The sequence below is a fragment of the Clostridium brassicae genome (assembly GCF_026738875.1).
GTDB classification, from domain to species: domain Bacteria; phylum Bacillota; class Clostridia; order Clostridiales; family Clostridiaceae; genus Clostridium_H; species Clostridium_H brassicae.
On the sequence record NZ_JAPQFJ010000008.1, the window covers coordinates 152,214 to 171,679 of the forward strand.

Sequence of the window (19,466 nt, forward strand, 5' to 3'; positions counted from 1 at the left end):
GAGGTGTTTAAATAAATGCAAATACAACTATTGTTGGATAATAAAAAAGGAGAGATATTTGACATATCTGAATTAGTAAGTGAAGTTACTTGGAAAACACAAAGAAAAGGTAAGCCATCTAGCCTAGAATTTAAAGTTTTGAAAGATGAATCAATCTCTATAAATAATGGTGATGTAATAAGCTTCAAAGTAGATAACAATAAAGTGTTCTATGGATATATTTTTGAAAATGGCGGCAGCAAAAACCATGATATAAAAATAATAGCTTATGACCAACTTAGGTATTTGTTAAGCAATGACACTTATGTGTTTAAAAATAAAAAAGCGAGCCAAATAATTAGCCAGATTGCTAAAGATGTTGGATTAAGAATAGGAACTATAGAAGATACAACATATACAATTTCAAGTCTATTAGAAGATGATAAAAAACTCTTAGATATAATCTATAGCTCATTAGATAAAACACTAATGGCAACTAAAAAAAGCTATGTTTTATATGATGATTTTGGATATTTAAACTTAAGAAATATAAATAATATGAGGCAGGAAGTAATGATTTCTGATGAAAATAATCTTGGTGATTATGATTGGAAAAAGAGTATAGATAGCGACACTTATAACAGGGTTAAAATTGTTAGAGATAATAAAGATACTAAAGGCAGAGATGTATACATTGCACAAGATAGTAAGAATATTGCTAAATGGGGAAGGCTTCAATACTATAAGAAAGTAGATGAAAAATTAAATAAGGCACAGGTACAAGAAATAGTAAATTCTACTTTAGAACTTAAAAACAGAGAAACTAGGACTTTGAACCTTAAGGATGTAGTGAGTACAGATATAGCTGAAGATTTAAAACTACGTGGTGGATCTGGTGTTTATGTAGAAATTATAGATATAGGTGTTAGCCATTATTTTGTCATTGAAGAAGCTACGCATAAATTTGAAAAAGGTAATTTAGTTATGGATTTTGATTTAAAGGCGGTGTGATGATGGGGATGTTAGATATTATAAAAGAAGCAAGTATGGGGGCAGTAGGTGCTAGTAATCCAGTAAGTATTTTATTTGGAAAAGTATTAAGTACAGATGATTTTAAAATAAAAGTGGACCAAAAGCTTGTGCTAGATAAAGACTTTTTTATTATTCCTGAAAGCTTAACTAGGTATGAAGTAGATTTAAAACATACTCATGATTATAAAGACAATTCTGTTACTAATTTAAACACATCTTTAGATAAGTTGGTAATTAGAGAAGGTTTAAAACAAGGGGATAAAGTTTTATTGCTTAGAGTCCAAGGTGGACAGCAATACGTTATTTTAGATAAGGTGGTGTAATATGAGTGAGGTTAGTATATTACCACAAGGAGCTACTTTAGGAACAAATTTAAGTATAGAACAGGCAGTAATACAACCTAGCAAAACATATAAAATAAAAGATGGAAGGATACAAGGCTTCATAGATGAACTTGAAGCATTAAAACAATCCATAGAACTTATTTTATGCATTGAAAGATATGAGTACTTAATATATAGCTGGAACTATGGAAGTGAATTAAAAGGGCTTATAACTATAGATAAAGGCATAGCAGAGAGTGAATTTAAGAGAAGGGTTAAGGAAGCTTTAAGTCAAGATGATAGAATAAAAAATGTAGATAATTTTATATTTGAGTATGAAGAAGATAGTGTTCTTGCAGAGTTCACTATCTTTTCTATTTATGGAGAATTTCCTATAGAAAGGAGGTTTAAGTGATGTTTGAGCAAAACACTGAAGAAGCTATCCTTAAAAGAATGATGAACAGAGTACCTGATACCCTAGATAAAAGAGAAGGGTCTATAATTTATAATGCATTAGCACCTGCAGCACAAGAAGTTGCAAAGATGTATTCAGATATGGACTATTTTTTAAAATGTACTTTTGTAAGCCCTGATATGCCAGAAGAATATTTGGATCTAAGAGTTGCAGAAGAAGGGCTTAAAAGAGAGATGGCTACATCTTCTATAAAGAAAGCTTATTTTTATGGACAGGAAAATGAGTCTATAGATGTACCTATCGGAAGTAGGTTTTCTATTGAAGACTTTGACTTTATAGTTACAGAAAAAATTTCAACTGGAGTTTTTAAAATGAAGTGTGAATCCTTAGGAGTAGAATCTAATTCTATAACAGGCCAACTAATACCAATAGAATATATAGAAGGTTTATCTATTGCTACATTAGGAGAATTATTAATACCTGGAGAAGATGAAGAGAATAATTTAAGTTTATTTAATAGATATATAGAGCATCTTAATGAGAAACCTTATGGTGGTAACATAGCGGATTATAAAATTAATACTAGAGCCATTGAAGGGGTTGGAACTGTAAAGGTATTTCCTATATGGAATGGTGGAGGAACTATAAAAATAGTATTTTTAGATAGTGATTATAGTGTTCCTACCAAAGAATTAATAGATAAGGTGCAAACTACTTTAGATCCAGTATCAAACCAAGGTAAAGGATTAGGAATTGCTCCAGTAGGACATGTGGTTACTGTATTAGGTTCTAAAAATATAGAAATAACTATAGAAACAAAGCTTCTTTTAAAGAGAGGACTTACTATTGGCCAAGTTCAAGAAGATATTAAAAAAATTATAAATGAATATTTGAAACAACTTAGAAAACAATGGCATGAAGAGGATAACACAATAGTTAGAATAAGTCAGATTGAAGCAAGAATTTTAAATGTAGAGGGTGTTGCAGATCTATTTAATACTAAGATAAATGGTAAAGAAGAGAATTTATCTTTAGAAAGTGTAGAAGTTCCTTCTCTAAAAGAGGTGATATTAAATGAAAAAGAAATTAATTGATTTTTTACCACCAGAGATTGCTAATATAAGAGATTTTAAAGAAATAATGGATACTGAAAATATAGAGATAGAATTAATTGAAAAAGTACAACAAAGAATTCTAAAAGAAAATTTTATAGATACTGCAACAGAATACGGTATAAAACATCAGGAAAAGTTATTTAAAATTAAAGCTGATTTAGTAAATGATACATTAGAATTTAGAAAGCTAAGAATTAAAAATAGAAAAATGGATAAGATGCCTATAACACAGAAAGCGCTTGAATTAAAGTTAAAAAACTTATTTGGTGAAGGTAATTACAAAGTTGAAGTACTTAATGATGAATATGTATTAAAAGTAGAAATAAACACTTTTGATTGGAGTATGTTTAATGAGATAGTGGATAACTTTAGAAATATTATACCTTGTAATATGCTGCTTAATTCTTCATTAGTACAAAAAATAAATTCTAATATTTATTACGTTAGTGTAATAACAAGTGGTGAAGAAATAACTGTATATCCATGGATGCCTAAAGATATAACATCTAGAGGTAAAGTTAATATAGCTATGGGCGGTAATATAGGAGTAGAAAATATAACAGTATATCCTAGGAAGGAGGCTTAATTAATGGCAGAGCAATTTTACACACTACTAACTAAAATAGGTAAAGCGAAAATAGCTAATGCAACTGCATTAGGAAACAAAGTTAATTTTGCAACTCTTAAAGTTGGAGATGGTAAAGGGAAATATTATAATCCAACAGAAGAACAAGAAGATTTAGTTAATGAAGTATGGCAGGGGAATATAAATTCTATTAGGGTAGATGAGGATAATCCTAACTGGGTAGTTATAGAAGTTATAATACCAAGTTCCATTGGCGGGTTTATGATACGTGAAGCTGGAATTTTTGATGATGAAAATAACATGATAGCCATAGGAAAATATCCAGAAACATATAAGCCTCAAGCCCAAGATGGAAGTACAAAAGATTTAGTTATAAAAATGATTTTAGAAGTAAGCAATACATCTTCGGTAACTCTTAAAATAGATCCTACAGTTATATTAGCTACTCAAAAAGACATACAACTTTTGAGCAATAATTTGAATGATTTTAAGAAATCTGTTGAGTCATCATTGTCTGATATGGCGACAAATAAGCAAGATAAAATATTAAAAGATGAAACTATAACCGCAAAGTATGAATTAGTTGTAAAAAATGGTAGACCATATTTGAAGGTGGTGGCTGTATGAATGTAGGAGATTTAATTCCTATTGGTAGAAGTGGCAATGCAAAGACTAATGAAGTATTACAAGACAAAACATTTAGCAGTAATGATGGTACTGACTTAGTTGGAACTATGCCTAATATGGGAAGTAAAATAATAACTCCCACAACTTATACTCAAACTTTTAGGAATGGTTATTATGATCTTATTAAAGTAAATGGGGATTCTAATTTGAAACCAGAAAACATTAGAAATGGAACTAGTGTTTTTGGAGTTCAGGGGAACGCGATTGTTTTAAATAAAGGTGTAAATACTGCTACGATTTTGGATGACAATACAATTAAAACTATATCTAGTAATTATGAGACATTTTATAAATTAAAAGTTTCTGTAGACGGAACTTTTAATATTTTATTAAAAGTTGATATGACAACAAATACTGCTAATGAAAGAGCATTATCTCTAATATTATTTAAAAATAATAATGCTGTAGTTGCAGTATCTTATCCTGTGACAACTAGTAATGGAGTTATATATACTTTTGATAGAGACATAACATTAAATAAAAATGATATTATAAGTATACAAATGAAAAAATTTTTAGGATATAGTACTGAAAGGATTAAAGCAATTTCATTTACACTTAATTTAAAAGAAGTAGAACTATTAGAGGTGATAACATGAAAAGAAGAATAATCTATAAAGAAAATAAATTAACAAGAGAAACAGAAATTATTTGCATAGAAATTGCAGATAAATTAGAAAATATAGAATTGAAGTATTTAGATTTAGACTATGAACAGTATAAGTACAAGTTTGACAGAGTTAAAAAAATGCATGTTGAGAATGGAAAAATAGTTTTTGATGAATTATATCCAGATGTAAATAAAGAATTAGAAAAACAATTATTAGATACACAAGAAATTATAATAAATCAAAAATATAAAGAATTAGTAGGAGGATTAAAAGATGAAACTATATGATATATTAAAAAATTTAATCGATCATAAAAGATTTGAAAAGGAAGATATGACAAAGAAGTTAAATGTATTTTATACTTTTAATCAAATTACTTTAGAAGAATATACAGAGCTTATGCAAAAAGTAAATCCAAGATTAGAGGAAAATAAAACAGAAGAGGTTAAAGAAGAAACAGCTGCACAATAGGTATAGATTATGTATATTTGTAGTTATTAATAACCACTAGTGTGTATTTATAAATTTTAGTATGTATTGTATAATCTTCCTAAAAGGGGGAGATGGTACATGGCTACAATAAAAAAGAATATAACAGTAGATGAAAAGGTCTATGAAAAGTTTATAGCAATTGCAGAAAAAAAAGGTATTAAATTTTCTACTTGGATTAATTTACAACTTAAAAATTTTGTAGACCAAGAGGAGGAATTAAACAAACACAACAAATAAGAAATTTATCTAAGATAAATTTACAATGGAGGGAGCCTATGACATTTTATACTGAAAGACAAGGTCTTTGGAATAAAAATTTTAAAATTAGCCTTAGTGATTTAAAAGAATATTTTATACAAACATATATTTATTTTTTAAAGAAGGACTACTTCGAAATTGCATTTAGAGGATTATATAAAAATAATAAATTAGTACTAGCCCCAACTATGAAACCAAGCCCAGAAATATATTTGTTAAAACATCTTCATAACAATAAAGTTTATCCAATAGATGAACATTACAATAGATATAGTAAAGGAGACTTATTTTCAGTTATAGAAATATTGTATGAACATATTGGTAAAATAGATTCTGACGCATTAAGTCCTTATGAATATGATGACTTAATAAAGGATGAAGCACAAAAAGAATTTAGAGAACATATAAATAGTTTTCTTAGGTTTTATGAAGATGGATATTTTTTAGATAATAAGGGACATGTAATAGTTTTGCCAAATGATGGTCTATTAGATTTAATACAAAAAGAATGTCCTAAGAATATAACAGATAACATTGTTGAAAAAATAAGAAGTGCAATAAAAATGTATTTTAGTTTTTCTTCAACATTAGTAGAAAAGCAAAAAGCTATAGCTGTGCTTGCTGATGTTATGGAACCACTAAGGGAAGATATGAAAGAAATATTTAATAGTGAATGGAATTTCAATAAGAATAAGCATGATAAATTAATTTTTAATATAGTAAATAATTTTGAAATAAGGCATGAAGACAAGCCTAATAAAAATCAAAACAAAGAATATGATAAATCTATTTGGTATGAATGGATGTTTCATTACTATTTATCAACGATATACGCTTATTATAGACTTAAGCAAACATATACTGAAAGCTAATCTAAGGACACTCTATTGAGTGCCTTTTTTATATCTATAAATAATTATAAGTGTAAATAAATACTTATAAATACCTGTTTATGGATATTTTTGGTTATAGGTATATGATACGTCATTGGCAGTCCATAGAACTAATAAGGATGGGGAAATAATAATAGATAAACCATCAAAAAAAGTTGTTAGGGAAAGGGACATTGGTGATACACCAAGTAAAGATTATGCAAGGGATTATACTATTGATAATATTGAGTTAATAGTAGAATATAGGGATGAGATTAAACGAAAATCAAAATTAGGACAATATATCTTAAGAGACGAAGAGCTAGATGATATGTTATACAGTAAAAAATAGAAATAAAAAAGCCAACTATACAGTTGGTTTTTTTATTTAAAAACGATTTGCAAATGGTGTAGTAAGTGAATTTAATAACAATATATATAAAACAAATAAAAAACAGTCTTTTGTTGGTTTATACACGAAATATATTTAGGAGGATATATAATGAAAAATAGTATAAAAGTTAAATGTATAGAGGGATTCAAGTTGTATACTAATGGAGGAAAAGAGCTTTTTGCTGATGTAGAAAGTGGGGAATATGTTGCAAATTTATTTAAAAGAACAGAAGAATACTTTGCTAAGGATTTTCAAGGAAGAGAATTTTTAGTTGGAGAAATAGACATTAATGGAGAATTAGTTTTAAAAGAGGGATTTGAGCTTATAAAAAACGGTAATTTTAAATAAATAAATACTATAAATATATAGTAAAAGAAACTAAATAATTATTAAAGGCAAAGTAATGACTATTATAATATGTAGTCTTTTTATTTTGCCTATTTTTATACAAGCATGATGACAGTAAAATTTTAGTTTATGTATTCTAATAAAAAAATTAAAAAGATTATTTCAAATATTTTGAAAATATGGAAGGAAAATTACAATTTGTGTAGAAGACTATATATAGAGCATTATAAATAAAATACAGAAAAGAGGTAGTATTATGAAATCTAAAAAAATAATATCATGCTTGATGGCATTATCAATTGTGGGGACAAGTAGTTTAATATTTGGTGGAACTGCTAAAGCAACTACTATAAAAAATGGCGTACAAACCACTAATACAACTAATTTGTCACAAAAAGTTAGAAGTAATTACATTAGTAATAAGGGTTATGACTTCAATGTAACTAAAGATGGGTATGATAGTTTAGGTGTAACTATATACCCAGAGGATTACGAAAGCCACTCTTATAGAGCTGATATCCGCTTTTGTGATAATAATAATAGAAGGCTAGATAGAATTGAAGATACAACAAGATGCGTAGCATATAGACATTGGTTTTCTAGTTATACAGATTGGACACAAGCTCACGTATATTTGTACGCTGATGATGATCTCTTAGGTATAGAAACAATATATAGATAATTTTTTAAATGTAATATAAATATTAAAAGAGCTTGGATTAGTTCAAGCTCTTTTGGTTTTACAAATTAAAAATATTAAGACCAATAAGGTCTTTTTTTATTGTAAAAAAATAAGAGTAATCCCTGCGTGGTCAATTACTCTTATTTAAATTCAAGCTCAAGAAGTTATACAAATAGTTTAACTAGATTTTAAATTTTTATACTTGGAGGTGTAAAATGGATAAACAAAATATATTTAATACAATTATTGCAGGAGTAGGTACAGTATTTACAGGATTGTTTGGAAGTTGGGATTTAGCATTACAGATTTTAATAATATTTATGATGTTAGATTATGTAATGGGTGTAGTAATAGCATGGCTTAACAAGAAATTATCTAGTAAAACAGGATTTAAAGGGCTTCTTAAAAAGTCTGTTATATTTGCAGTTCTTATAGTGGCCGTTAGTTTAGATAAGTTACTTAATACAGGAAGTTGGGTTTTTCGTACCCTTGTTTGTTATTTTTACATAGCAAATGAGGGTATTTCTATTTTAGAGAATTGTGCATGTTTAGGAGTTCCTGTACCAAAGCAAATTACAGATACTCTTGCACAACTAAAAGAAGGAAATAAGAAAGAGATTAAGAAAGAGCAGCAGTAATTGCTGCTCTTTAATTTTTATAAAAAATGGAGGTAGTTAATATGATTATAGGTATAGATATGGGACATCCACTAAGAGGTGGAGGTACTGGAGCAGTAGGTATTAGAAAAGAAACTGATTGTAATAGAGAAGTTGGTAAAAAGGTTATTGCTAAGTTACAAGCAGCAGGACATACAGTTATAAACTGTACTACAGATTATGCAGAAACACAAGCGCAAGGACTTAAAGATAGAATAAAGCTAGCCAATGCCCAACATCTAGATCTATTTGTTTCTATACATTTTAATTCTGGTGGAGGACATGGAACAGAAGTATTTACATGGAGCGGAAAAGAATTTAAAGAAGCAAAAGAGGTGTTAAATAGTATATGTTCATTAGGATATAGAAATAGAGGTATAAAAAATGGGAGTAACTTATGTGTAATAAGACACAGTAAAGCAAAAGCAATGCTAATAGAATGTAGCTTTATAGATAGTAGTGAAGACATGAATAGATATAATTCAGAAGACTTAGCTAGTGCAATAGCTAAAGGAATAGTAGGGCAAGCTCTTTCTACCTCTACCATTAAAGCTACAAAACCAAATAGTAAAGATAAATATACAGTAGATTACTGTCTTGAATTTCAAAAGTGGTATAACAACATAACTCAAACTAAAGCACCGTTAAGAGAAGATAATATTTACGGATCAGCTACAGAAAAGGCACTTCAAACAATTGCTAATATAATAAGAGAGTTTTAATTTAACCCTGGAAGATATTCCAGGGTGCTTTTTTATTTTTTGAAAATATTGTCTAGCTACTTGTAAATATCATAAATTAATTATTTAATTAAGATTATGTGAATATTGCTACAAGTAAATGATGTTTTACTTTTTAGCGTAGAGATAAGTTAAATAATATATAATGTAACCAGATAAGTTGTTTACACATTAAGATATAATTGGTAAAATAAATTTGATATGTTAAATATAGTATAAAATGATATATTTATAATAGCTGGGGGTGGATTAATGTATATTCCTATGATGAAAACAAGACGAGAAGAACTACAAGTATCAAAGAAGTTGAATTATTGTTTTTCAGATAAAATTATTCCTCTTTTCGAAATTTTAAATGAAGTATATGAGAAAAAGTATGAAGTTGATGATAATGGGAAACACTTAATGGAATTAAAGCCAGGGAATAAAAGAAAAACGCCTATATTAAAAGCAAAAACGCCTGATGACATAATAACTCTAGATAAGATAAATGAAGTAGTGAATGAATCAAAGGTTTTTATTGATTATTTTAGATTTGATGTAGACAAATATGATAGACAATTAGATATAGGGAAAATGACTTTAGCATATATGTTAAATAATAATAGCGATGAATATATTAAAAAACTAAAGGGGATTACAAAATATAAAAATATGATTCCTGTGTTATCTTTAAAAAAGACATTTACTTTCTCTAAAAGACAGACTATAGAAATTATAAATGAACTTCAAAGTTTAAATTTATCTATTGCATTTCGTATAGAAGACGACATTTATGAAGCTTATAAGAATATTATTGAGAAATATCTAAGAGAAAGTGATTATTTATTATATGATATTAATGAACAAAATTTTTATTCAAAAATAATGGAGCTTGAGGATTTAAGATTATGTAAAACGAGGGCAAAAAAGATACTTTTAAATTCTCCAAGGCGATTAAAAGGTGCAAATAAGGATTATGAAAATTGTTGTAAAACCAGTTTGATTGATAATGCTACTGCTAATGAATATATGCTATATGATCTAGATGGATTTGGAGATTATGGCGGATTAAAGGATCAGTTGCCTGTTAAAGATAGTGGAAGTAATGGTAAAGGTGCTGCCCTAGCATTGTTATACAATTACAAAGATAATTCGTTCTACTCATTTTGTAACTCAGATACTTCTTTAGGGTTAAGAGGATATAAGGATGTTATTACTAATATTTTAAATTATGAAAATATATTAGATCAAGATAATAATTGTGTTGCGTATATAAAAATAAAATCTATGGATTCACATGGTAAGACCGGAAATTGGGCTACATGGAATAATATTGCTTTGACTAGGTATATTCATCAAATTTATTTAAAAACTAAGAATTAAAAAAAGAATCTTTAAGATTCTTTTTTTATTATTGATATATAATATTAGGACTAATATTATTTTTAAAAAACCATTGATAATCAATTTCATAAATTTCATTATGATGATCTTTTAAAAACTCCCATTGTGAACAATATCTTTGCTTAATTATTTTTTTGAATTTAGAATTAATATATGAAGATGAATAAGTATTACTTATAGTTTCAATCATAAGTTCTTTACCACTAATGTAATTAAATTTTGTGAAAATATCTTTCAATTCCTTTTTTGTTAATAATTTTAATTGGTTTAATGAATTTATATTATTACAAGGAATAGATTTTTTTTCTTTTTTAAATATATAATCACCATTTTTGGAAATACTATAACTATAGATTCCGCAGAAGTAAGGTATTATATTAAGTACATTACTTATATTAGGTTTTGAACATATAACATACACTTCTTCGAAAACTTTAGAATAGTCATTAATTTGTTTTTCTAATCTTGATAAATTATCTAAATCTGTCTTAATTTCAAATGCAATACTTTTCCCATTAATTTTACATAAATCAGCGCGACTAGTTTCTAAGTTAAATTCAAAAATTGTTATATGATTTTTCGATTTTAATAGAACATTATTTATAAAGTTCGATTTTATTGTTATTTCATTATGATAATATTTATTAATTACTTCATTATACAGAGTTCTAATATCTTTATTAATTGGAATTTCCAAACCATATTCAAGTGATAATTTAAAAAAATTGTTTGATAGTTCATTAGGTATTTGTAAAATATTATAATTAGAAAATAATTTCTTTGCAAAGTTAAAATAAGCGGTATTTTGATTATTTATATTCACAATTATCACCTCCTTACATACTTATATTATATCAATATAAAGATTATATACAAAGCTTATATGTATAAAGAAGAAAAAATTGACCTCTAAGGGAAGTTTTGTTATAATTTAACAATGCTGGGAAGGGGGTCAATAATGATATTACATTTTAATTCTTCAAAGGATAAAAAAGTTTTATGTAATGAAAGATTACTTAATAGACATTATAACAAGGCACATGCGACACGTATTAAATCTAGATTAACGGAGCTACAAAGTGCAAATAATTTAGGTGAAATTCCACAAGTTCCTCCTCCAAGACGACATAAATTAAATGGTGATTTTAAAGACTGTTGGGGAATAGATTATTCACCTAATTTTAGAATAGTTATACAACCTTATGGAACATACGATATTACTGATTTAACTACAATCACGGAAATAAAAATTCTAACGTTAGAAGACTATCATTAACATTAGAGAAAGGAGTGAAAGCTATGGGTATTAATTATAGGGTAGCAACAGGAGTCATAATAAAAGAATATCTTGAAGAAAAAAATATTAATGAAGAAGAGCTATCAAAAATATTAGGTGTCAGTAAACTATATATATCAGAATTGCTAAGTGGAAAGAATAAATTAACTGAAGATATAGCAGTTAATTTAGAAAAAGTGCTGCCTGAAATTCCCGCTTCTTATTGGTTAAATCTTGAAAATAAGTATAGAGAATATTTGGCTAATGAATGTGATAAAAATAATTTAGAAAAGTTTAATCTCGAAGAAATAGCAAAGAAGTTTAAATTCAAAGAAGTATTTAAGGGATTAAATTGGGATTTATTAAAGCAGGCTAATGAAATGCTTAAAATATTGAAACTTAACAGTTTTGATGATTTTAATGATGTTTATTCAAATTTACAAGTAGATTTTTTTGAAGATGGTGGCGAAAAAGAAGCTATTGCAATTTGGTTAAATTTATGTAAAGAGGAAGCGGAGTTGCAAACAGAGGATATAAATGGAATAGAGTATTCACATGAAAAATTACAACAAAAGTTAGGATTATTTAAAAATATTGCATATAATACTAATTTAAATAGTACCTTAATAAGTTGTAGAAAGTTATGTAATCAACTAGGAATTTATTTTGTAGAATTAGAGGCTATTTCAAACAGTAAGGTAAGAGGAGCCTTACTAACATATAATGATCATCCTGCTATTTTCATTAGTCGTAGGTTTAAATCTCATGACCATGTTTGGTTTGCTATAGCGCATGAATTAGGACATTTACTTAAACATTATAATATTAATGAAGTATTAATATCATTAGAGGAAGAACAAATTAATAACAAAGAAATGGAAGCTAATGAGTTTGCTAGAGAATTTTTTATATCTAAAAAAAGTTACAATGAATTTATAGAAAAGGGGGATTTTTCAAGTAAATCTATAGAGTTATTTTCGGCTAAAAACAGAATATTGCCTGGAATACTAGTTGCTAGATTACAACATGATAAATATATAGATATGGCAAGCTTAAACTATAAAAAAAATAGGTAATTCATATGTTATTATATAAAAATTAAAAATAACTCTGAAATTAATCAAAATTACTTTTTAGTTATAACAATAAGAGTTATCTTTCTTGAATTAATTAAGTGTTTAGCAAGAGTGTAGTATATCAAGTTTTTATTAATATGTGTAGAAAATAATATATTTATCCCTAAGCATAAAGCTTGGGGTGTTTTTATATTTTGAAAAATAAACATATAGAAAACGGATACCCTATAAATAATAGTACAGTTTACCACAGGGCAGAAATCACCCACCTATAACAAGACTATATTAAAAAAGATTTTATAAACAAGAATTTATAAATAATATTATATAAACAACTAACTATATAAACATATATCTAAAGATATATTATAAAATAATGGTTAGTAGTTAGTTTGACAAGGATAAGTTTTAAATAAAAAAGATAACCGATTTTAATATTGGTTATCTTTTATCATATTCTTTTAATAAAAGTTCAATTGATTTATCTAATAATCTAGAAACAGGAATCATAGTTTCTTTAGACAACTTCTTTAAAGCTGCTAGTAAATCTATGTCGAATGAATTTGTATATCTTTCTCTAGTTCTCAAATCTTTGTCTTTTTGAGTATTCATAATTACCTCCAAATTAATTTATATTTTTATTATATCATAAGCTTATTAAAACTTATATAAGTTTAATTAAAAAAATACTTGCGTAAGTTTAATTAAGATGATATTATTAATACATAACTTAAGTAAACTTAAATAAGTTTATGGTAAAAGGAGGTAGTAAATGTATGAGTAACGGATTTACTAAAATAGATAATGAAATAATAGAAAGTGAAAGTTTATCTTTTGAAGCGAAAGGAGTTTATATGACTTTAGCTAGATTTATTTCAATACCAAACTTCAAAATAAATAAAATGCATGTTAAATCCGTTACTGGATTAGGTGAAATTAGATTCAATAGAGCATGGAAGGAACTTAAGGAAAACAAGATATTAATACAAAAGAAAAAGAGTGTTAATGGAAAATTTCAATATGAGTACACTTTAAAGAATAAAAGCCTAGAGAGTATTAATCCAAAAATAGAAAAAATAGCAGCTACAGTAAAAGAACATGTTGATAATGATGGCAATGTTCCATTAAAGGGGCAAATGAGCGTAGATGATGTTTTACAAAACAAGGAAGAAGATATGATTGTAACACATGAAGATGTTAAAAAAGTAGTACAAGAAACAGAATTTAATGATGTACAAGCTAAAGAACTTTTAAAGGTGGCTAGAAATGATGTTACTAAAGTAATAAAAGCTTATAAATACACAATTCATAAAAAGGGTATAAAGAATATATATGCTTATAGTAGATGGATAATTAAAAATAATAATGTACTTAGTATAAGCAGTGGACCAAATATAAATGGACCAAAAGTAGACAGCTTTAATAATTATCATCAAAGAATCTACGACTATGAAAAATTAGAAATGGCACTGCTCTACGGAGAATCATATGAGTTGCCAATATAAAGGAGGTTGATTTTATGGGGGAAAATCCAATATATACTTTTACTAAAGATATGATAAAACATACTATAAAACTTGATGAACGATACAATGAAGTAATGAGTGTAGATGGTGGATTTATAATATTAAATGTGGGTTCAATAGATTTAGAATATTCTAAATCTAAAATAACTAATAAAGAAAAAGTTGCCATATCTATACGCAATCATTTAGGCGAATTGATTGCTAAAGATTTTATATTTGATTTTAAGGATAGCAAATTAGTGTTTTATGACTCAAATTATTTTTATACATTTAAAATTATAGAAGGAGAGAATTAATAATGAGTAAAATAACAGTGGTTGATTTGGGGAATATTAATATTAAATATATTGGGGATAATGAAGGAATTTTTAGCAGCAAAATAACTAATGATTATCAAAGTTATGAGGAAGGATTTCAAAGAGTAGAATATAATGGTATAAAAACATATATAGGTGTAGGGGAACTTTCTAGAGAATTTAATAAAGCTAATAGGGATTATATGGCTCAATTATTATATGCGTTAGGAAAGGCTAATAATGAAGGAACGAAGGAAACTAATCTTACATTATTACTACCTATAATACAGATGAAAAATAAAAAGAAGTTAGTGGAAAATCTTAAAGGAAAAATATTTAATTTTAAATTTAATGGTATGGATAGAGAGATAAAGATAAATGATCTATTGGTACTTCCAGAAGCTTATGCTAGTTACTATAGTTTAGATATAAAAGATAGGAAAGGTGACATTTGTATATTAGATTTAGGCTCTAGAACTGTTAATATATGTGTATTAGAAAATGCTAAGATAGTAAAAACTAATACAATTAAATTAGGTTCATTTGATTTTTATTCTAAAATAAAGAGTTTAGAAAATGCTAAAGGTGAAGATTTTACTGAGGAAGATGTACAAAGGCTAATACATAATGGATTAATTAAAGTAGAACCTAAACAATATATAGAATTCTTAGGAGATATATTAAATGCGGTTAAGCCATATGTGAATTTAAAAACATATAATACAATATTCACAGGTGGTACAAGTTTAATGTTAAAAGATTATATATCTAAGCTTCCATTAACTAAGTTTAGAATACATCCAAATGCATTAGCCAGTAATGTAAATGGAGCACTAGAGGCTAGTAAGAAGGTGTGGAATATTGGCAATAAGTAAGGATAGTACAAGAGTGCAATTTACTCTCAATAGTTCTAAAGATAAAGAGAGAGAAATTATAAAATTTCTTAATGGCTGCGTTGATCCTAAAGCAGCTATTAAGGAAATAATTTTTAACTATATAGTGAGTAACTGTGAAATACAGTTACCACAAATAAGTAATATTAAAATACCTCAAAGTTACACAAAGTCACCACAAGTGAGCAACTATAGTAATAGTATAGATAATAAAGTGAGTAACAGTGAAGACAAATTACAACAAGAATCTGAAAGTGAGTTAGAATTAAATGAATTAGAGGAATTAAATAAGTTTATTGGAGATTAAGGTAATAGATAAAAGGGTATGCTGCTATTAATGCAACATACTCTTTCTACTTTGTAGTTAAGTTATAGTCATTTAAATTTTTACATATATCTAATAAGAATTTTTTCTTATGTCTATCATTTAATACTCGCAAAAATAACTCATTATTAATATGAAAATTTTCCTTCTGTTTAGTTCTTCCCAATAAATAATCTAAACTTACATCAAATATATCAGCAATTTTAATTAATGCATCCATAGTGGGCTCGTTTTCACCTTTTTCATATGTATAGACAGCCTGTTTTGTTACACATAATAATTTTCCAAGCTCTTCCTGTGTCATTTCTCTATCTTCTCTTAAATCTTTCAATATATCTCCAAACAAATTTATTCCCCCAAACTTGTATTTTATAGATTAAGTTTAAAATACAAGTTCTTAACATAAGCAATAAATAAAGATAGAATTTATTATTATATCATATAGTAAAGCTAAGCTTTACTTTAGCGATAGAAATACAAAAACAAATCAATGGGATCTAAATCTAATTCTATAGAGAGTCTTCTTATTAAGTCAACAGTTATATTTTCATTATATTTTTCTTCATTTTCTAATCTACTTACATAGGATTGGCTTATTCCAAGTCTTTCACCTAAAGTTTTTTGTGACATCCTTTTTAAAATTCTTGCAGTTTTCAACATTATATTTGTTATAATCCTTCAAACTTAGTTTATTTTAAGAATAATTTAATTTTCACATAATTTACAAAGAAATAAAAGAAGTAATTTTTTACAATGGGAAATTATGTCGAAATATTCCTGGAGGGAATACTTTTCTGAGTTATAATTAAGGACATAGGGAGATATGTTTACTTTAATACATATATAAACAACGTTGTTTACTCGAACATATGTTCTTGAAATTTAGGCCTATCAGAGGTATAATTTAGTAGTAAAGTAAATTACAAGAATACTTAAAAATAAAAAATCTTTGACTATATGGGGGAGTTTAAATGAATGAGACAAAAGAAAAATTGATAATATTAAGGAAAGAAAATGAAATTTTAAAAGAGGAGAATATAAAGCTAAAAAAGTTAATAAAAGAAATTAAAAATACACTAATTAGTTCCTTAAAGGATTAATTATTTTGGTTGTCTTTTGGTTGTCTAAATTTTATAAAGATATATAAATATATTGAAAATATGAGTGTATATAATCGCTTTACATGGCGTTATATCTATGTTTTCAAAAAATAAAAGACAATTATAAACGTATTAAATAGACCTCCAAAACCATTGGTTCCGGGTTCGAGTCCTGGTGCCCCTGCCAGATGTAAAGCCTGTGAAATGAATAATTCACAGGCTTTTATAATGTATTTTTTTATTAGTGATGTTAGTGTTTTGGTTGCCTTTGGGTTGTCTAATTAAAAACACATAGTTAAATCACTATTTTTTTATAAAAATTTTCAGAACCTTTAAAATAAGCGTCCTATTAATTTAGGAGGCTTATTTTTGATTATTGCTTTTAAAAATATTTTACCGAGCTTTAGATTATTTTATTCTAATAGGTGCTGGTTGAATTAAAAGTATCAAGAATATTGGCACAGGAGTACAAAGTACATAATTAGCTAAGTAAAATACATAAAGAAGAAAATTGATCTCTAATGTAGAAATATATATCAAAAGGATATGGTAAAAATATGATTACAATAAAAAAGGATATTCAATATACTAGTGGTACAATTGATTTCTTGAAAAGCATAAGGTGTTATTTGGAAATCCAGTGAAAGCAGAAAGGCAAAAGGCAACTCCTATTATTAGAAGTTGCCCTCTAGTCTACTTAAGCCAAGAGGATATTATCACTCCTAGTGTTAGACTAACTATCCATACAACAATATTCCATACATTTTTGTGAATAATTGTTGTATCTATTTTGATTACTTTATAATGTATAGAAAGTGTAAGTATGGATAGTGCAAAAATACCTACTGTTAGATGCTTCATTATAATTCCCCCTTTAAAATAATTGCATAATTCGGGCGTATATAAATTAGCATCATTTGCAAATAATTTTTTAATCTTTAGTAGGTTATCTAAATTATTGACAAAGTTTCAGAGATTATTCACTAGTTGTATTAGAGATTATTTTTGTAAAGAAAGTTAATACATAATTTTTGTGTATTATCCTTCATTTAAATATAGTGGACACGAATCGCTCTATGATTAGCAAGATAAATTTAATGAATAATTGATAAACTTTATTGAGAAATAAGGTTTTTACAAGATAGAGACAAATATAATCACCGTGGATATAAATTATGCATAGTATGTAGTAGGTATGAGATAAATATAGCCATACCTACTTAGAATAATATATCTTAAGAAGCCTGAATTTTAAGGGGGAATATATAATGGAACACAGATCTAATAAACCATTTTGTGGTAATGTAGATGCTGAGACATTGACATTATGTTCAGGAACTAATATAGTACCAAGTGGAACGAGTGATGTAGTAGCTAAAATACCTGTTGTTTTAGCTGAGAGGACTATTCAAATAGATGTAGAAGCTGATATATGCTTACAATATCCTTTCTATGATATAAAAAGAATCAAAAAAGATGTATTTTTAACTCAATGTAAATTAATATTAACAACAGAAGGTACTAATACAGGAAAACTATTTTTAGAAGGATATGTTAGAAAGAACATTGAATACACAACAGCTGATTGTGTAGACTGTGATGTAGTTAGTGGAAGAGTGCAGCATACAACAGTAGATGTTCCTTTTAGATGTGCAACTGAAGTTGTATACAGTACACCACCAGTATTCTGTACTAGAACACCTGCACAGTCAATAGAATTAATTTGCAATAAAGGCTGTGGAGGCGGATGTGGCTGTAAATGTGGAGAAGAAACATTAGGAGCATTACCATGTGAACAAAATTTTATAGATACTATTTGTTATACAGAAAAACCTTATTGTGAATTAGAAGAAGCAAGAATTTATGAAGCAGATATCCATAAGGATAGATTTGATAAAATTCCAGGTGCTCCTTACAATAAGATTATTGAAAAAATGGTTATTTATTTAAGATTAAAAGTATTACAAAATCAACAAGTAAGTATAGATCCAAATATAAATCCAGACCCAGATCCAGACCCAGATCCATGCGGAGGTTGTAAGTAAATTTTATATGAGGCGTTAACCAAAGATATCTTATGTAATTTAGTAGAGATGTAATAGTTTTGGGATTATCCTCAAGTATGTCTTACAACACTATAGCTGTATAAGAGCACTGTATTAATTTAGGGTAATTATTTTGCTTACAAATTGGTGCCACGGGATACTAATTACGTATACAAGCTATATAAATGCAAAAATAGAGTTGAATACTAAGAAAGCCTTAGAATTTTGATATGCTCCCCTTATGGTAGACAGTTTAAATAATAAAAACTGTTTACTGTAAGGAGGAGTTTTTTTATGTCTCACAAAGCAAAAATATCAGGATCAGAAAAGATAGAAGTTATTGAAAAGTATCT

The 19,466-nt window shown here is 27.1% G+C and carries 30 protein-coding genes; 25 read left to right on the top strand and 5 right to left on the bottom strand.

The window, feature by feature from the left end; translation table 11 throughout:
- Positions 1-15: 15 nt before the first annotated feature.
- The 17 genes from OW729_RS09685 (at position 16) to OW729_RS09765 (ending at position 10,555) form a co-directional block, all read left to right on the top strand.
- Entirely contained in the window at positions 16-990 is a 975-nt protein-coding gene (locus OW729_RS09685) for an XkdQ/YqbQ family protein (RefSeq protein WP_268061288.1), read from the top strand.
- A gap of 2 nt (positions 991-992) precedes the next feature.
- Positions 993-1,334, top strand: coding sequence for a DUF2577 domain-containing protein (locus OW729_RS09690; protein WP_268061289.1), 342 nt, complete (start codon positions 993-995; stop codon positions 1,332-1,334).
- Position 1,335: 1 nt separating this feature from the next.
- Complete coding sequence (locus tag OW729_RS09695; protein WP_268061290.1) at positions 1,336-1,749, top strand: DUF2634 domain-containing protein; 414 nt, start codon at positions 1,336-1,338, stop codon at positions 1,747-1,749.
- Positions 1,749-2,843, top strand: coding sequence for a baseplate J/gp47 family protein (locus OW729_RS09700; RefSeq protein ID WP_268061291.1), 1,095 nt, complete (start codon positions 1,749-1,751; stop codon positions 2,841-2,843). The genes OW729_RS09695 and OW729_RS09700 overlap by 1 nt, the downstream gene beginning before the upstream one ends.
- Positions 2,824-3,450: a putative phage tail protein gene (locus OW729_RS09705; RefSeq protein ID WP_268061292.1), complete on the top strand. Its 627-nt coding sequence runs from the start codon at positions 2,824-2,826 to the stop codon at positions 3,448-3,450. Before OW729_RS09700 ends, OW729_RS09705 begins: the two co-directional genes overlap by 20 nt.
- Positions 3,451-3,453: 3 nt before the next feature.
- On the top strand, positions 3,454-4,077 hold the full coding sequence (locus OW729_RS09710) for a phage tail protein (RefSeq protein WP_268061293.1): 624 nt from the start codon (positions 3,454-3,456) through the stop codon (positions 4,075-4,077).
- Positions 4,074-4,736, top strand: coding sequence for a hypothetical protein (locus OW729_RS09715; RefSeq protein WP_268061294.1), 663 nt, complete (start codon positions 4,074-4,076; stop codon positions 4,734-4,736). Before OW729_RS09710 ends, OW729_RS09715 begins: the two co-directional genes overlap by 4 nt.
- Positions 4,733-5,035: a hypothetical protein gene (locus OW729_RS09720; protein ID WP_268061295.1), complete on the top strand. Its 303-nt coding sequence runs from the start codon at positions 4,733-4,735 to the stop codon at positions 5,033-5,035. The genes OW729_RS09715 and OW729_RS09720 overlap by 4 nt, the downstream gene beginning before the upstream one ends.
- Entirely contained in the window at positions 5,022-5,219 is a 198-nt protein-coding gene (locus OW729_RS09725; RefSeq protein WP_268061296.1) for a hypothetical protein, read from the top strand. The genes OW729_RS09720 and OW729_RS09725 overlap by 14 nt, the downstream gene beginning before the upstream one ends.
- 99 nt (positions 5,220-5,318) lie before the next feature.
- Positions 5,319-5,477 carry a hypothetical protein gene (locus OW729_RS09730; RefSeq protein WP_268061297.1) on the top strand — a complete coding sequence of 53 codons (159 nt, stop codon included), beginning with the start codon at positions 5,319-5,321 and terminating at the stop codon, positions 5,475-5,477.
- 38 nt (positions 5,478-5,515) lie between these two features.
- Positions 5,516-6,370 carry a hypothetical protein gene (locus OW729_RS09735; protein ID WP_268061298.1) on the top strand — a complete coding sequence of 285 codons (855 nt, stop codon included), beginning with the start codon at positions 5,516-5,518 and terminating at the stop codon, positions 6,368-6,370.
- Between the two features lie 115 nt (positions 6,371-6,485).
- Complete coding sequence (locus OW729_RS09740) at positions 6,486-6,722, top strand: hypothetical protein (RefSeq protein WP_268061299.1); 237 nt, start codon at positions 6,486-6,488, stop codon at positions 6,720-6,722.
- A gap of 150 nt (positions 6,723-6,872) precedes the next feature.
- On the top strand, positions 6,873-7,112 hold the full coding sequence (locus tag OW729_RS09745; protein WP_268061300.1) for a hypothetical protein: 240 nt from the start codon (positions 6,873-6,875) through the stop codon (positions 7,110-7,112).
- A gap of 256 nt (positions 7,113-7,368) precedes the next feature.
- On the top strand, positions 7,369-7,794 hold the full coding sequence (locus tag OW729_RS09750; protein ID WP_268061301.1) for a hypothetical protein: 426 nt from the start codon (positions 7,369-7,371) through the stop codon (positions 7,792-7,794).
- A gap of 215 nt (positions 7,795-8,009) precedes the next feature.
- A complete protein-coding gene (locus tag OW729_RS09755; RefSeq protein WP_268061302.1) occupies positions 8,010-8,432 on the top strand; it encodes a phage holin family protein in 423 nt (140 codons plus the stop codon).
- Positions 8,433-8,473: 41 nt separating this feature from the next.
- Complete coding sequence (locus tag OW729_RS09760) at positions 8,474-9,172, top strand: N-acetylmuramoyl-L-alanine amidase (RefSeq protein WP_268061303.1); 699 nt, start codon at positions 8,474-8,476, stop codon at positions 9,170-9,172.
- A 270-nt stretch (positions 9,173-9,442) separates the two neighbouring features.
- Entirely contained in the window at positions 9,443-10,555 is a 1,113-nt protein-coding gene (locus OW729_RS09765) for a beta family protein (RefSeq protein ID WP_268061304.1), read from the top strand.
- Between the two features lie 28 nt (positions 10,556-10,583).
- Here the strand turns inward: OW729_RS09765 and OW729_RS09770 are convergent, their stop codons facing one another.
- Entirely contained in the window at positions 10,584-11,399 is an 816-nt protein-coding gene (locus tag OW729_RS09770) for a sce7726 family protein (RefSeq protein ID WP_268061305.1), read from the bottom strand.
- Positions 11,400-11,534: 135 nt separating this feature from the next.
- Between OW729_RS09770 and OW729_RS09775 the strand changes: the two genes are divergently transcribed.
- Both OW729_RS09775 and OW729_RS09780 read left to right on the top strand, forming a co-directional pair.
- Positions 11,535-11,852 carry a plasmid maintenance system killer protein gene (locus OW729_RS09775; protein ID WP_268061306.1) on the top strand — a complete coding sequence of 106 codons (318 nt, stop codon included), beginning with the start codon at positions 11,535-11,537 and terminating at the stop codon, positions 11,850-11,852.
- 23 nt (positions 11,853-11,875) lie between these two features.
- Entirely contained in the window at positions 11,876-12,928 is a 1,053-nt protein-coding gene (locus OW729_RS09780) for an ImmA/IrrE family metallo-endopeptidase (RefSeq protein ID WP_268061307.1), read from the top strand.
- Between the two features lie 441 nt (positions 12,929-13,369).
- On the opposite strand, the gene OW729_RS09785 is transcribed toward OW729_RS09780, so the two are convergent.
- A complete protein-coding gene (locus tag OW729_RS09785) occupies positions 13,370-13,540 on the bottom strand; it encodes a ribbon-helix-helix domain-containing protein (RefSeq protein WP_268061308.1) in 171 nt (56 codons plus the stop codon).
- A 164-nt stretch (positions 13,541-13,704) separates the two neighbouring features.
- Here OW729_RS09785 and OW729_RS09790 point away from each other — a divergent pair, with 164 nt between their 5' ends.
- From OW729_RS09790 to OW729_RS09805, 4 genes are read left to right on the top strand one after another with little or no spacing between them, the layout of a single operon-like run.
- Entirely contained in the window at positions 13,705-14,433 is a 729-nt protein-coding gene (locus OW729_RS09790) for a hypothetical protein (protein WP_268061309.1), read from the top strand.
- Between the two features lie 14 nt (positions 14,434-14,447).
- A complete protein-coding gene (locus tag OW729_RS09795) occupies positions 14,448-14,750 on the top strand; it encodes a hypothetical protein (RefSeq protein ID WP_268061310.1) in 303 nt (100 codons plus the stop codon).
- 2 nt (positions 14,751-14,752) lie between these two features.
- Complete coding sequence (locus tag OW729_RS09800; protein ID WP_268061311.1) at positions 14,753-15,625, top strand: ParM/StbA family protein; 873 nt, start codon at positions 14,753-14,755, stop codon at positions 15,623-15,625.
- On the top strand, positions 15,612-15,950 hold the full coding sequence (locus OW729_RS09805) for a hypothetical protein (protein ID WP_268061312.1): 339 nt from the start codon (positions 15,612-15,614) through the stop codon (positions 15,948-15,950). The genes OW729_RS09800 and OW729_RS09805 overlap by 14 nt, the downstream gene beginning before the upstream one ends.
- A 46-nt stretch (positions 15,951-15,996) precedes the next feature.
- On the opposite strand, the gene OW729_RS09810 is transcribed toward OW729_RS09805, so the two are convergent.
- Both OW729_RS09810 and OW729_RS09815 read right to left on the bottom strand, forming a co-directional pair.
- Positions 15,997-16,314 (bottom strand): helix-turn-helix domain-containing protein, encoded by a 318-nt coding sequence (locus OW729_RS09810; RefSeq protein ID WP_268061313.1) that lies wholly within the window; start codon positions 16,312-16,314, stop codon positions 15,997-15,999.
- Positions 16,315-16,430: 116 nt separating this feature from the next.
- Entirely contained in the window at positions 16,431-16,628 is a 198-nt protein-coding gene (locus OW729_RS09815) for a helix-turn-helix domain-containing protein (RefSeq protein WP_268061315.1), read from the bottom strand.
- A gap of 311 nt (positions 16,629-16,939) precedes the next feature.
- Between OW729_RS09815 and OW729_RS09820 the strand changes: the two genes are divergently transcribed.
- On the top strand, positions 16,940-17,068 hold the full coding sequence (locus OW729_RS09820) for a hypothetical protein (RefSeq protein ID WP_268061316.1): 129 nt from the start codon (positions 16,940-16,942) through the stop codon (positions 17,066-17,068).
- 693 nt (positions 17,069-17,761) lie between these two features.
- Here OW729_RS09820 and OW729_RS09825 read toward each other — a convergent pair.
- Positions 17,762-17,929 (bottom strand): hypothetical protein, encoded by a 168-nt coding sequence (locus OW729_RS09825; RefSeq protein ID WP_268061317.1) that lies wholly within the window; start codon positions 17,927-17,929, stop codon positions 17,762-17,764.
- Between the two features lie 407 nt (positions 17,930-18,336).
- Between OW729_RS09825 and OW729_RS09830 the strand changes: the two genes are divergently transcribed.
- A complete protein-coding gene (locus tag OW729_RS09830; protein ID WP_268061318.1) occupies positions 18,337-19,113 on the top strand; it encodes a CsxC family protein in 777 nt (258 codons plus the stop codon).
- Positions 19,114-19,466: the final 353 nt, after the last annotated feature.

What these genes read in the sequence shown, in the direction of transcription:
- OW729_RS09685 (WP_268061288.1), top strand. Translation starts at nt 16, where the DNA reads ATGCAAATACAACTATTGTTGGATAATAAAAAAGGAGAGATATTTGAC.
- OW729_RS09690 (WP_268061289.1), top strand. Translation starts at nt 993, where the DNA reads ATGGGGATGTTAGATATTATAAAAGAAGCAAGTATGGGGGCAGTAGGT.
- OW729_RS09695 (WP_268061290.1), top strand. Translation starts at nt 1,336, where the DNA reads ATGAGTGAGGTTAGTATATTACCACAAGGAGCTACTTTAGGAACAAAT.
- OW729_RS09700 (WP_268061291.1), top strand. Translation starts at nt 1,749, where the DNA reads ATGTTTGAGCAAAACACTGAAGAAGCTATCCTTAAAAGAATGATGAAC.
- OW729_RS09705 (WP_268061292.1), top strand. Translation starts at nt 2,824, where the DNA reads ATGAAAAAGAAATTAATTGATTTTTTACCACCAGAGATTGCTAATATA.
- OW729_RS09710 (WP_268061293.1), top strand. Translation starts at nt 3,454, where the DNA reads ATGGCAGAGCAATTTTACACACTACTAACTAAAATAGGTAAAGCGAAA.
- OW729_RS09715 (WP_268061294.1), top strand. Translation starts at nt 4,074, where the DNA reads ATGAATGTAGGAGATTTAATTCCTATTGGTAGAAGTGGCAATGCAAAG.
- OW729_RS09720 (WP_268061295.1), top strand. Translation starts at nt 4,733, where the DNA reads ATGAAAAGAAGAATAATCTATAAAGAAAATAAATTAACAAGAGAAACA.
- OW729_RS09725 (WP_268061296.1), top strand. Translation starts at nt 5,022, where the DNA reads ATGAAACTATATGATATATTAAAAAATTTAATCGATCATAAAAGATTT.
- OW729_RS09730 (WP_268061297.1), top strand. Translation starts at nt 5,319, where the DNA reads ATGGCTACAATAAAAAAGAATATAACAGTAGATGAAAAGGTCTATGAA.
- OW729_RS09735 (WP_268061298.1), top strand. Translation starts at nt 5,516, where the DNA reads ATGACATTTTATACTGAAAGACAAGGTCTTTGGAATAAAAATTTTAAA.
- OW729_RS09745 (WP_268061300.1), top strand. Translation starts at nt 6,873, where the DNA reads ATGAAAAATAGTATAAAAGTTAAATGTATAGAGGGATTCAAGTTGTAT.
- OW729_RS09750 (WP_268061301.1), top strand. Translation starts at nt 7,369, where the DNA reads ATGAAATCTAAAAAAATAATATCATGCTTGATGGCATTATCAATTGTG.
- OW729_RS09755 (WP_268061302.1), top strand. Translation starts at nt 8,010, where the DNA reads ATGGATAAACAAAATATATTTAATACAATTATTGCAGGAGTAGGTACA.
- OW729_RS09760 (WP_268061303.1), top strand. Translation starts at nt 8,474, where the DNA reads ATGATTATAGGTATAGATATGGGACATCCACTAAGAGGTGGAGGTACT.
- OW729_RS09765 (WP_268061304.1), top strand. Translation starts at nt 9,443, where the DNA reads ATGTATATTCCTATGATGAAAACAAGACGAGAAGAACTACAAGTATCA.
- OW729_RS09775 (WP_268061306.1), top strand. Translation starts at nt 11,535, where the DNA reads ATGATATTACATTTTAATTCTTCAAAGGATAAAAAAGTTTTATGTAAT.
- OW729_RS09780 (WP_268061307.1), top strand. Translation starts at nt 11,876, where the DNA reads ATGGGTATTAATTATAGGGTAGCAACAGGAGTCATAATAAAAGAATAT.
- OW729_RS09785 (WP_268061308.1), bottom strand. Translation starts at nt 13,540, where the DNA reads ATGAATACTCAAAAAGACAAAGATTTGAGAACTAGAGAAAGATATACA.
- OW729_RS09790 (WP_268061309.1), top strand. Translation starts at nt 13,705, where the DNA reads ATGAGTAACGGATTTACTAAAATAGATAATGAAATAATAGAAAGTGAA.
- OW729_RS09795 (WP_268061310.1), top strand. Translation starts at nt 14,448, where the DNA reads ATGGGGGAAAATCCAATATATACTTTTACTAAAGATATGATAAAACAT.
- OW729_RS09800 (WP_268061311.1), top strand. Translation starts at nt 14,753, where the DNA reads ATGAGTAAAATAACAGTGGTTGATTTGGGGAATATTAATATTAAATAT.
- OW729_RS09815 (WP_268061315.1), bottom strand. Translation starts at nt 16,628, where the DNA reads ATGTTGAAAACTGCAAGAATTTTAAAAAGGATGTCACAAAAAACTTTA.
- OW729_RS09820 (WP_268061316.1), top strand. Translation starts at nt 16,940, where the DNA reads ATGAATGAGACAAAAGAAAAATTGATAATATTAAGGAAAGAAAATGAA.
- OW729_RS09825 (WP_268061317.1), bottom strand. Translation starts at nt 17,929, where the DNA reads ATGAAGCATCTAACAGTAGGTATTTTTGCACTATCCATACTTACACTT.
- OW729_RS09830 (WP_268061318.1), top strand. Translation starts at nt 18,337, where the DNA reads ATGGAACACAGATCTAATAAACCATTTTGTGGTAATGTAGATGCTGAG.